The sequence below is a fragment of the Desulfurispora sp. genome (assembly GCF_052744395.1).
Genome location: NZ_JBRAJI010000016.1, coordinates 1 through 12,199 on the forward strand (window position 1 = coordinate 1; position 12,199 = coordinate 12,199).

Consider the following 12,199-nt stretch of genomic DNA (forward strand, 5'->3'; position numbering starts at 1 on the left):
TACCCAGATTATGCCTGAAAATGGTTATTGGTGAGATGGTATCACGGATCCAGGTGTATTATTTAACAAAAGATGGTTAGGCAAGGAGGAAGTTATCTTGCAGCGTTTCAAGCCATTTTTAAACCAGCCGGTCAACCTGGCAAAGGCTCAGGAGGAAGCAACGCTAACCCGTCTGGGAATTACCGCCACCTACCTGCCGGAACAGCTGGAGGAATTCGACGAAATGGAATTTCGCACTCCCTGGCAGGATCAGCAAGAAGTGGTGCTCACCATTGCCACCGAACTGGGCCGAATCAAGCGGGTTATGTTCGGTCTGGCCGACAGGCAGAACCCCGAACTGGTCCGCAGCATGCAACAGGAGCAACTGGCAGCTCTGCTGGCCGAAAAAGGGGATCAGCTGTTGGCATTTTTTGAACATATCAGCCAGAGAGCATAAGCAGCGGGTTGGGCGCTAGGGCAGTTCCACCACGGTCACGCCCAGGCCGCCCTCGCCCTGTTCGCCCAGGCGAAAGGATTTCACCCGCGGGTGTTTCTTCAGGTGCTGCTGCACCGCTGACCGCAGTGCTCCGGTACCTTTGCCGTGTACCAGTTGCACCTGTTTTAAGCCGGCCAGAAAAGCATCATCCAGATATTTGTCTATTTCGGGCAGCGCCTCGTCGGCCGTCATGCCGCGCAGATCCAGCCGGGTCTCGATGTTTTTGGCTTTGCCCGCCAGCAGGCCCCCCAGCTGCACCCGCCGCTCGGAACCGGCCGGCCGGGCGGCCCGCAGCTCGGCCAGAGAAACATTGACCTTGATCACACCCACCTGCACCTGGGCCTGCTGGCCATCCACCGCCAGCACCAGACCGGGCTGGCCAAAGCGGGGGATGAAAACCTCCTGACCCGGCTGCACATCGTCCAGCGGCTGACCGGGCGGCGGTTCCCGGCGGGCCAGCCGCTTGTAAATCTTGCCCTGCAGCTCCTGCAATTCCTGCCGGGCGACCGCAATAGCCTGTTCCCGCTGCCGGTTCTCTTGGCTGGCCGCTTTTTCCCGCAGTTCCCGGATAATTTCCTCGGCCTGCTGGCGGGCATTTTTCACCAGCAAACGGGCCTCCTCGGCCGCCTTTTGCAGCATCTCCTGCTTTTTCTCCCGCAGCTCCTGTTCCAGGCGTTCTGTTTTCGCCTGCAATTCCTCGGCCTGCCGCCGGGCCACTGCTGCCGCCTGCCGGTCGGCCTCGGCCTGCTGGCGGGCCTTTTCCAGCTCCTGCATCAGGTCGGCCGCCGCCCGCTGCTCCCGGCTAAGCAGGCTGCGCGCCCTTTCCACCACCGGAGCCGCCAGCCCCAAACGGCGGGCAATTTCAAAAGCATTGCTGCGCCCGGGCCGGCCAATCAACAGGCGGTAGGTGGGGCGCAGGGTCTCCACATCAAACTCCACACTGGCGTTTTCCACCCGCGGCGTGCTGTAGGCATAATCCTTGAGTTCGCTGTAGTGGGTGGTGGCCACAGTCCTGGCTCCGGCCGTGTGCAACTCCTCCAGGATGGCCCGGGCCAGGGCGGCACCTTCCGTGGGATCGGTGCCCGAACCCAGCTCATCCAGCAATACCAGGCTGCCCGGACCGGCCTGCTGCAGTATGCCCACAATGTTGGTCATATGGGAGGAAAAAGTGCTCAGCGACTGTTCAATACTCTGCTCATCCCCAATGTCGGCAAAAACCTGCCGAAAAAGGCCCACCCGGCTGCCCGGCGCAGCCGGGATATGCATGCCGGAAAGCGCCATCAGTACGCACAGGCCGGTGGTTTTCAGGGCCACGGTCTTGCCGCCCGTATTGGGTCCGGTGATCACCAGGGTATCGAATTCGCGGCCCAGATGCAGGGAAACCGGCACCACTTCACCGGTGAGCAGGGGATGCCGGGCACTTTTCAGTTCCAGTTCGGGGGTGCCGGTTATTTCCGGTGCCAGGCCGTCCAGGGCCCGGCTGTAACGGGCCCGGGCCAGGGCATAATCCAGTTGAGCCAGAGCTCGCAGTGTCTCGCTGATCAAACCGGCCTGTTCTCCCACCGCCCGGGACAGCTCCCGGATAATGCGGGCCACTTCCTGCTTTTCCGCTGCCAGCAGGGCGCGCAGCTCATTGTTGGCCTCCACCACGCCCATGGGTTCAATAAACAGGGTCGCTCCGCTGGCCGACTGGTCGTGCACCAGACCGGGCACCTGGGCCCGGTATTCCACCTTCACCGGCACCACATAGCGCCCTTCCCGCACAGTAACAATGGGATCCTGCAGGTATTTCTGCATCTGGGGGGAACGGATCATTTCTTCCAAGCGGCTTTTAATCCGGGCCTGTGCTCCCAGAATCTGACGGCGAATGGCCGCCAGCTGGGCGCTGGCCTGGTCGGCGATCTCGCCCCCCGGCAAAATAGACTTCAATATGGCGTTTTCCACTTCATGATGGTGATTGATCTGCCTGGCCAGCAGTCCCAGCAATGGATACTGGTCTTCCCGCTCGACCAGGAACTTTTTGGCCCGCCGGGCTGCCGCCAGGGTTTGCCCTACTGCGTACAGATCCAGCGGTTCCAGCTCCAGGCCCTGCCCGGCCTGCTGCACCGGCCGGCGCACATCCAGCCAGCCTCCCAGATCGGCGGCCGGTTCGCGGCGCAGCAGTTCCACCGCCTGGCTGGTTTCCTGCTGCAAATGTTCTATGGCCTGCCGGTCGGCCAGCGGTCCGGCCGCCAGCGCCTGTTCCGCCCCCAGGGGCGATACGGCGTGGCGGGCCAGCTGCTGGCGCACCCGGTCAAATTCCAGCCTCTTGAATGTTTTTTCGTCCATGCTCTACTCCCAGCAGTTATTTAATAACGCGGTTCGCTCAGGAAAAGCACACCCGCTAAACTTACATTAGTAATGTTAAATTCACACCCCGCGATAGAGGTGCCCCTTGGTAAAACCCTGCGGGCTGAAAGCCGCCAGTTGCTGCTTGAGCTCCCCGGCCAGTTCGGGCACCTCATGGGACCGGGCCGCCAGTATCCGGCGGTAAGCTCGCACAGCGGCCGTAACAAAACCGGTCCCCTCCCGGCGGGCCTCAATGCGTAAAGCGTATACCCCCGCCCAGACCAGGGCTGGGATATCTTCCAACAAGCAAAGGTGGCGCGAATTAAAAATGCGCATGTGACACTGCCGGTCGGTTTCCAGAGGAAAAACCGCACCCATCCTATCCCGCAGGTAATACTGTCCCGGCCGGCAAACACCCCGGCAGGCCTGCTGCCCGCTGCGGCCGCCCAGCAAACTGCCCGGCAAGCAGTGCCGGCTGACCAGCAGTTCCTGCGCCCCGTGCACCAGCACCTCACAGTACCCTTCCGGCAACAGTTGTTGCAACTGGGAAAGGCTGAGCTCGGGGGAAAGGGTTACCCACGCGGCTCCCTGCTCAATAAAATACTGCCGGGTTACCCGGTTGAAGACATTGAGCGGCCAGTCCACAACCACGGTCAGTTGGGGGTGATAGTCGCGCAGCATGTGCCACAGGCCCAGGTTGCCCACCAGCACACCGTGCGGCGGCCGGGATAGATTCAGCAGCTTCTCCAATAGCTCCCACTGCCGCTCCAGTTCCGCTTCCGGCATGATGCGGGGTGTGCTGTAGTACCAGCGCGCTCCGGCAGCAGCACAAACCCGCCCCAGTTCAGCGGCCTGCGCCAGCAGTTCCCGCCCGCTCAGGCGGTGAAAATTATCCGCCCCCCAGTAGACAACATCGGCCCCCTGCTGCACCGCTGTTATAGCAGCATCCAGAGTGCCGGCAATAACCGTAAGCCTTGGAACAGCGCGGTTTTCCTGCACTGATGGTACATCCCGCCCATCATTCTTGCTCCCCATGTGCAGGTCACCCTCCACTGTTTTCATGGCGGGCAACCGGTACAATTCAGCCCGGCGCTGTGCCAGTTCCGCCGCGGTAAGCGGGGCTGCCGGACGGGCTATGTGCAACATCTGTTGCTCTAAGTCCTCTACCAGCTGACGGCGCAGCTCGTTGAGCTGGGAAAGCGGATAAAATACATCGCCGGCCAGCTGTACCTGCAGGTCGGCCAGACAGAAAACCGTACCGCCCAGCCGGCCCAGGTGCCGGCGCAGCACCTCTTCATCCAGGGGGTTTTTCTCGGCCGCCTGGCCCGGTACAGATGTAATGCCCTTTGCCTGGAGCCGCCCGCCCGGCAGGTGAGCGGCCAGAGCCACTGCGGTCACCTGCAGCGGCCGGCCCGGTCCGCCCTGCACCTCCAGATGCAGGGGCAGGCGGCGCACTTCCTCCGGCCGGGCATAGGAAGCCTGTGCTCTGGCCACCAGGGCGGCTGCATGGGTTTTGAAAACGCGATCGCCCGGGCGCACCCGGTATTTGCCGGGCGGTAGAGGCAGCAGCACGCTCTGTCCGGCGGCCGCCCGCTCCTGGCGCTGTCGTCCCACCAGGATCTCATTCACCTCGAAACCGGCCCGCCCGCCATCGCTCACCCAGATTTCCAGCCCGTCACCCAGCTGCAGTTCGTCTTCCAGCTGGATTTCCACCAGCCGCCGTTCGGCATGGTAACTTTTTACCCGCCCCAGACGCACCCCCCGGTTGTTGGGTCGCTTGTAGCTCATCAGCTCATAGCCGGGCTGGCCCAGCAAATAACCGGCCGTAAAATCGCGGTTGAAAATCTGGGCCAGCTCACGGGCCAGCTCTCCGGGCACATGGTAGTCCCGCCCGGCGGCGGCAGTATCCAGCAAATTCCGGTACACCCGCACCACGGTGGCCACATACTCGGGGCGCTTCATTCGTCCTTCGATTTTCAGCGCATCCACACCGGCCGCCAGCAGGCGGGGCAGCAGTGCGGCGGTGTTCAGGTCGCGGGGGCTGAGCAGGTAACGGCCGTGCTGTTTCTCATCCACCAGGGGGCGTCCACTCCTGTCCACCAGGCTGTAGACCAGGCGACAGGGCTGGGCGCAGCGGCCCCGGTTGCCGCTGCGCCCGCCAATCATGCTGGAAAAAAGGCACTGACCGGAATAGCCGATACACAGGGCACCGTGCCCGAAAACCTCTACCTCCACGCCGGCCTGTGCTTTAATCTGTTCGATCTCCTCCAGGGTGAGTTCCCGGGCCAGCACCACCCGTTTAATCCCCAGACCGGCCAGGTGGCGGGCCGCCGGCACGTTGTGCACGGTCATCTGGGTGCTGGCATGGAGCGGCAGCTCGGGCAAAAAGCGCTGCACCAGCTCAATCAGCCCCACATCCTGAACAATGACTGCATCCACACCCAGCTGCTGCAGGTAGGCCAGAAATTCCATTGCTTCGTCCAGTTCGGTATCGGCCAGCAGGGTGTTCACTGTAACGTAAATTTTGACACCCCGCAGGTGGGCGAATTCCACCGCTCGGGCCAGTTCCGGCCGGTCGAAATTGGCCGCCTGGGCCCGGGCGCTGAAACTCTTGCCGCCCAGGTAAACCGCATCGGCACCGTTGGCCACAGCCGCCACCAGCGCCGTCCAGTCCCCGGCCGGCGCCAGCAGCTCCATTTTTTTCGGACCGGCCCCGGATACCGGCACCGCCTCCGGTTGTGCACTCACTCCCCTGTCCCGCACCTGCTGCACCGTCCCTCCCGGCTTATTTTCTCCGCACCCGCAAAAGACCGGCACAGGGAACAATATCAATGCCTGCCGCGGCCAGTTCGTCCAGTACCAGATTCATCCCCAGGGAATCGGAGGCCATGTGTCCGGCAATAATCACATTGATATGATTCTTTTCCGCTTCCTTGCGGTGTTTTTCGCCCATGTGCATGACGATCAGCGTGCCCACGCCGGCTGCAGCCAGCTTGCTGTAGGCGTCCTCGGAGCCGCTGGTGCCGCCGGTCATATCCACCATGATCTTGCCGGCCCGCCGCTCTTTGCTGCCCACAATAATGGTGGGGCCGGCATTGTACTGCACGGCCTGCTCGTATTCGGAAATGCTCTTGAGCAGTTTGAGCACATCGCCCAGGGTTTCGGGCTGCTTTTCATCCATCAGGTTCTGTACATAGGTGTTCACGTGGTTGTCGGCCGGGGTGTGAATGCACATCATGGCCAGCCCCAAAAGCCGCGCTGCATCCACCGCCCGGTTGTGGTTGAAGGGCATCATGTTGCGCCGCACTTCATTGATCCGCGAGCTCATGATACCCTGGGCCACGTTGATGGGCACGCCGAATTTGGCCAGCACGTCCTCCTGCAGATGCATCACCTCGTGCAGGGCGGCCATGGCCTTGCCCTCGGGGTGGTGGGCGATGATCAGATCAATGGGCTGGCCTTTTTCGCCCAGGCGGTCGGCCAGCAACACTTCCCCCACTTCCATGTCAATGCCGGCCAGTACCCGTCGCACTTCTTTTTCCGGGTCGCCCACCAGAATACGGGTATCGGCATAGGGATTGAACAGGCTGTCCTGGTCGAATTCGCGCTTATCTTCCTCTTTGGCTTCTTCATAGCGCTGGCGGGACTTTTCCAGCACTTTCTGCACAGCGGCCAGGCCGCGCGGGTCCTGCTCCATTCCCTTCTTTACCGCCAGTTCGTAGATTTCTCTTATTTTCATCCAGCATCGCTCCTTTCAGTTTTGGCCAGCATGTAACATTAAAGACCTGCGGGTGGGTATGCTTATCCTGAGTGGGTGTGTTTATCCTGAGCGAGCCCGTCTGGAGTACCGGTTGCAGCACCCGGCGAGGGCGCGGCAGCGGGCCGGGAGGCGCGGACAGGACGTCCGCGCCAGCCCTAGCTTTCGACAGGATGGCGAATCAGGGGCGGCCCGGACCACCCGCGACCGAGCCGCCGGTGCTGCCCGGTACGAAATTCGGGCGAGCGCAGGATACACACCCATACATACGGAATCTATCTACGGACGCGACACAAACCTGCTGCCCCGCAGGTAAAAGCGCAGGGGCAGACCCGCTCCCTCTTTGATCCCTATGCGGGTGGTCACCACAATGTTCTCCGCACTCACCGCCAGGCCCCGGTAAACCAGCAAAGGCGGCTTGTAAACCGGTGCACCGTTGAGGCTCCTGTCCAAACCCAGCGCCTGCACCAAACAGGCCGGGCCGCGACAGAGCTGGCGCAAATCGCTGCGCCTGCGCCGCTCCTGCATCAGCTCGATGCCGCAAAGTGGTTCCAGAGCCCGGATGAGCACCGCCTCGCCCACCCCTATGGCGGCAGTGACAATGTTGAAACAATAATGCATGCCATAGATAAAATATATGTAGGCGTGGCCGGCCGGGCCAAACATGACCCGGTTGCGCGGCGTCTGACCCCGGCTGGCGTGGCAGGCCGGATCACCCTGCAGGTAGGCCTCGGTTTCCACAATGACCCCGCCGGCCACACCGCGGGGAGAGTGGTATACCAGCACCTGGCCCAGCAGCTCGCGGGCTACCTGCACCGTGTCGCGGCAGTAGAACTCCCGGGGCAAAACCGCCCCCTTTTCCCAAGACAGCAACAACTCTCTCTCCCGTGCTTTATTCTCCATCCGATTACACCCTGCTGACCCGGAACCGGGCCTATCTCCCACGCCCGGCAACTCTATTATCCGGGGAAATTGCTCCATTACCCGCCCCTTATGCGGAGCACGGGTCAGGCCCGGCCGCTCAGCGGCGCAAAATGCGGCGCAGTTCGGCCAGCGGCAGGGTGTTCACCACCTGCTCCCGGGTCAGACCGGCCCGGCGGGCCACCGCCACGCCGTATTCCATCTCGTCCAGCCGTTGCAGGTCATGCGCGTCGGTGTTCACGGCAATTTTCGCTCCATAGGCCAGGGCCCGGCGGACATGGGGTGGTGAAAGATCCAGCCGCTCGGGAGAAGCATTTATTTCCAGTATTTTACCACACTTCCCCGCCAGTTCCAGCACTTTTTCCACATCCAGCTGGTAACCGGGGCGCTGGCCCAGCATCCTCCCGGTCAGGTGGCCGATAATGTCCACATGGGGGTTTTCCACAGCCTGCATGATGCGCCGGGTCATTACCGGCATCTCCTGCTGAAATCCGCTGTGCACCGACGCCACCACTACATCGGCCTGTTCCAGAATTTCATCGGGGTAGTCCAGCTCGCCGGCCATCTTGATGTCCACTTCCATGCCCTTGAGCAGGGTAAAGTCGTCAAACTCCTGGTTCAAGCGGTCAATCTGCCGGTATTGTTCCAGCAGTTGGTCCACCGCCAGACCGCGGGCCACCTTCAGGGAGCGGGAATGGTCGGTAATGGCCAGGTATTCATAACCTTTTTGCCGCGCTCTGGCCGCCAGCTGTTCGATGGTGGCCCCGCCATCGCTCCAGTCGCTGTGCACATGCAGATCACCTTTAATGTCAGCGGTCTCGATCAAGTCCGGCAGGGCTCCGGCCGCCGCCAGAGTCAATTCCTCGCCTCCCTGGCGCAACTCGGGCACGATATACTGCAGCCCCAGTTCCCGGTAAACCTGCTCTTCGCTCTGCCACTGCGGCGGCGCAGCGGCAGCCGCTGCCGCACCCTCCAGCGGCTCCACACCCTGCGCACACAGGTGCCAGCCCCGGCGGGCAAAAAATTCCTGCAGCTTTTGCCGGTGTGCCGCGTTGCCCGTGCTGTAGACCAGCAGCGGCCAGAAATTATCCGCACCGGCCCGCAGAATTTCCAGAGGCAGCCCCCACATGGTCCGGGCCAGCAGGCGGCTTTGGTCCTGCTCCAGGATTTCAACAATGCGGGGATGCGAGCGCAGAGCCTCCACCAGCATCTCCCAGTCCGTGGTCTGTACCAGCAAATCCAGGTCCTGTACAGTTTCCTCCCAGCGGCGTGCTCCCCCGGTGATTTCCACCCGCTGCACCCCGGGCAGCCCGGCCAGATAGTCCATCATCTCCCGGGCCAGCAGCCGGGCCAGATTCAGCAGAAAGCAATCCGGGGCTTCTTTCAGCCGCTCGATGTGCTGGCGGATGGCCATCTCGGTTTTGGCCCCGATGCCCGGCAAACGGCGCAGCTTTTTTTCCTGTGCCGCCCGGTAGAGCTGCTCCAGGTCCTGCACGCCCAGTTGTTCATAAAACAGGCGGGCCCTTTTGGGACCCACACCGGGCAGGGCCATCATCTCCCACACCCCGGGCGGAATATCGCGGCGCAGTTCCTCCAGCTTGCTCAGGGAACCCTTTTCGAGCAACTCGCCCACTTTGGCAGCAACGTTTTTGCCCACCCCGGGCAAACCGGCCAGTTTTTTTTGGCGGTATACTTCCACCAGCGGGGCAGGGTGCCTGGCCAGCGTGCGGGCAGCCTGGCGATAAGCGCGGATTTTAAAAAAATTTTCCCCCTGAAATTCCAGCAAGTCGGCCAGTTCTTCCAGAGCCAGAGCAATCTCAAAATTATACACGGTGCAAAACCTCTTTTTACTCATATTCTTTCCCCGGCCGGCCGAAACCTCACAAGAAAAAGCTCTCTTTCCAGGTAAAGAAAGAGAGCTTACCGTTTTTCCGTTTCGTCCAGCAATGAGAGCAGTTCGCGGTGCTCCCGTTTCAGCTTGACCAGCTCGTCGGCCAGATGCAGGGCGGCCAGCACAGCAATTTGCTTTAAATTTAACCGGTTGTTGCGCAGCGCCACTTCCTTCATTTTTTCATTGACCATGACAGCCAGCATCTCCAGGTACTCGGGCGGCTCGGTCCCTTTCAAGCTGTACCTGTCGCCATATATCTCCACATCAACCACATGTACCGGCCCCGACATAACAGTACCTCCTGCCCGTTATGATGCATTCTTTCGCTAAAAAAGGCAGATTTTCCTGCCGGTGCGGGGCCGGCGGATCAAAATATTTCCCTAGCTGCGCAGCACGGCGGCAAACCGTTCGGCCAGGGCACGGGTGATTTCGGACAGCGGTCCGGCTACATCCTCATCGCTCAGGGTACGGTCGGGAGACCGGAAGGTCAGGGCAAAAGCCAGGCTGCGGCAGCCGGCCGGTACCTGCTCGCCCTGGTATACATCAAACAGGCGTACATCCTCCAGCAGCCGGCCGCCGGCCGCCCGGATTTCCTGCTGCACGGCCGCCGCCAGCACGCTCTGATCCACTACCACGGCCAGATCGCGCTCCAAGCCGGGGAAACGGGGCAGGGGGCGATAGGCCACCCGCTCTTCAACAGCGGCCAGAAGTTCCGCCCAGTCGACTTCCAGGGCCAGCACCCGCTGGGGCAGTTCGTAGTTTTCCTGCACCCGGGGATGCAGCTCGCCCAGCACACCCAGCTGGCGGCCATTTCTGAGCACGGTGGCCGAACGGCCGGGATGATAGCAGGGCGGGCCGCCCGGCTGGTATTCCACCGGGCCGGCGTGCAGTTTCTCCAGCAATACGCTCAGGATGCCTTTCAGGTAATAAAAGTCCACCGGCCGGGCCGGACTGTTCCATCCTCCGGGAGCATTACCGGTGAGCATGACCGCCAGGACATACCTCTCCTCGGGCAAAGCTTCCGCTCCGGGCCAGAATACTTTGCCCAGTTCGAAAACCGCCACGTCGCTTACCCGCCGGCTGATATTGCGCCCCAGCACTTCCAGCAGTCCGGGCAGCATACTGGTGCGCATGACCGACTGTTCCTCGCTCAGGGGATTCTGCAGGGCCAGCATCCGGCGCAGGGGACTGTCTTCCGGCCAGAGCAGCAAATCGGCGTGGCGGGGGGAAATAAAGCTGTAGGTGACCACTTCGCTCAAGCCCAGGCCGCACATGATGTCCCGCACCTGCCAGGCCAGCTGCTGTACCGGAGTACGGCGTCCCCTGGCCGCGCTGCCGGCCGGCAGCTGCACCGGGAAGCTGTTGTAGCCGTACAGCCGGGCCACTTCCTCCACCAGGTCTTCCTCCAGGCCCACATCGGGCCGGTGGCCGGGTACGGTCACCAGCAAACTTTCTGCCGCTTCCTGCACGCTGAATTGCAGGCCGCGCAGGATGGAAACAATTTCATCCCGGGGCACAGCAGTACCCAGAATATATTCCACTCTCTCCGGGCGCAGGGCAATGGTGCGGGCCGTATAGGGACGGGGATAGGCATCTACCTCGCCGGCCACCACCTGGCCGCCGGCCAGCTGCTGCATCAGGTAGGCCGCCCGCTCGGCCGCTTTCAGACAGCCGGTGACATCCACCCCTCGCTCAAAGCGATGGGAAGCCTGGGAGCGCAGGTTGAGCGCTTTAGCCGTGCGGCGAATGCTCACCGGGTCAAACCAGGCCGATTCCAGCAAGATGCTGGTGGTGGCCGCGGTTACCTCGGTAGCCTCGCCGCCCATTACCCCGGCTATGGCCACCGGACCGGCAGGGTCAGCAATCACCAGCGTTTCCGGCTGCAGGCTGCGGGTGACCCCGTCCAGGGTGACCAGCTGCTCACCCGGTACCGCCCGCCGCACAATGATCCGGCCATCTTTGATGGTATGATAATCGAAGGCGTGCAGGGGCTGGCCCATCTCCAGCATGACATAGTTGGTAATGTCCACGATGTTGTTGATGGAGCGGACACCGGCCGCCATCAGGCGTTTGACCAGCCAGAGGGGCGATGGACCCACCTGTACCTGGTGAATCAGCTTGGCCACATAACGCCGGCACAGATCGGGATCGCGGATTTCCACCTGCACTTGACCGGCTATCTCCTCATCCAGCGCCCGGGGCGACAGGGGCGGCCACTTGATTTCCCCGCCGCAAATGGCCGCCACTTCCCGGGCCACACCCAGCAGCGACAGGCAATCGCCCCGGTTGGGCGTAAGCTCCAGTTCCAGGATGGTATCATCCAGACCCAGCACGGAACAGATGTCCAGACCCAGCGGCGTGTCCGGAGGCAGGATCATGATGCCCCGGGCCTGCTCGGGGGGCAGGAGAGCACTGTCCAGACCCAGTTCCTGACCGGAACAGAGCATACCCCGCGACTCCACACCGCGCAGTTTGGCTTTTTTGATCACCAGGCCACCGGCCAGCCGGGCTCCCTCCACCGCCACCGGCACAATGTGGCCCTCCCGGACATTGGTGGCGCCGGTGACAATCTGACGCACCTCCTCGCTGCCGGTGCTCACCTGGCATACCACCAGTTTGTCTGCATTGGGGTGAGCATCGATCTTCAAGATCCGGCCCGTGTACACGTTTTTAATCTCCCGGCCCGGCCGGTGCAGAGCTTCTACAGCCAGCCCCACGGCAGTAAGTCTCTCGGCCAGCTCTTCCGGTGTAAGCGGAATATCCACATAATCCTGCAGCCATTTATAGGAAACCAGCAAGGTCACCACCACTCCTTTGGGTTTATTTT

8 protein-coding genes are annotated in these 12,199 nt (G+C 62.0%); 1 reads left to right on the forward strand and 7 read right to left on the reverse strand.

Annotated features, from left to right (window positions below):
- Nucleotides 1-97: 97 nt before the first annotated feature.
- Complete coding sequence (locus ACUVTU_RS05980; RefSeq protein WP_445889052.1) at nucleotides 98-436, forward strand: hypothetical protein; 339 nt, start codon at nucleotides 98-100, stop codon at nucleotides 434-436.
- Nucleotides 437-451: 15 nt separating this feature from the next.
- Here ACUVTU_RS05980 and ACUVTU_RS05985 read toward each other — a convergent pair whose 3' ends face one another.
- The 7 genes from ACUVTU_RS05985 to pheT all read right to left on the reverse strand — a co-directional run bounded on the left by ACUVTU_RS05985 (nucleotide 452) and on the right by pheT (nucleotide 12,170).
- Nucleotides 452-2,803, reverse strand: coding sequence for an endonuclease MutS2 (locus ACUVTU_RS05985; protein WP_445889053.1), 2,352 nt, complete (start codon nucleotides 2,801-2,803; stop codon nucleotides 452-454).
- Between the two features lie 81 nt (nucleotides 2,804-2,884).
- Nucleotides 2,885-5,551, reverse strand: a complete 2,667-nt coding sequence (locus ACUVTU_RS05990) for a DUF3656 domain-containing U32 family peptidase (protein ID WP_445889054.1) — start codon at nucleotides 5,549-5,551, stop codon at nucleotides 2,885-2,887.
- Nucleotides 5,552-5,588: 37 nt separating this feature from the next.
- Nucleotides 5,589-6,542, reverse strand: coding sequence for a Nif3-like dinuclear metal center hexameric protein (locus tag ACUVTU_RS05995; protein ID WP_445889055.1), 954 nt, complete (start codon nucleotides 6,540-6,542; stop codon nucleotides 5,589-5,591).
- Between the two features lie 297 nt (nucleotides 6,543-6,839).
- Complete coding sequence (locus ACUVTU_RS06000; protein WP_445889056.1) at nucleotides 6,840-7,463, reverse strand: DNA-3-methyladenine glycosylase; 624 nt, start codon at nucleotides 7,461-7,463, stop codon at nucleotides 6,840-6,842.
- A gap of 118 nt (nucleotides 7,464-7,581) precedes the next feature.
- Nucleotides 7,582-9,312: a DNA polymerase/3'-5' exonuclease PolX gene (gene polX / locus ACUVTU_RS06005; protein ID WP_445889057.1), complete on the reverse strand. Its 1,731-nt coding sequence runs from the start codon at nucleotides 9,310-9,312 to the stop codon at nucleotides 7,582-7,584.
- A gap of 89 nt (nucleotides 9,313-9,401) precedes the next feature.
- On the reverse strand, nucleotides 9,402-9,662 hold the full coding sequence (locus ACUVTU_RS06010) for a cell division protein ZapA (RefSeq protein WP_445889058.1): 261 nt from the start codon (nucleotides 9,660-9,662) through the stop codon (nucleotides 9,402-9,404).
- A gap of 90 nt (nucleotides 9,663-9,752) precedes the next feature.
- Nucleotides 9,753-12,170 (reverse strand): phenylalanine--tRNA ligase subunit beta, encoded by a 2,418-nt coding sequence (pheT, locus tag ACUVTU_RS06015; RefSeq protein WP_445889059.1) that lies wholly within the window; start codon nucleotides 12,168-12,170, stop codon nucleotides 9,753-9,755.
- Nucleotides 12,171-12,199 lie beyond the last annotated feature (29 nt).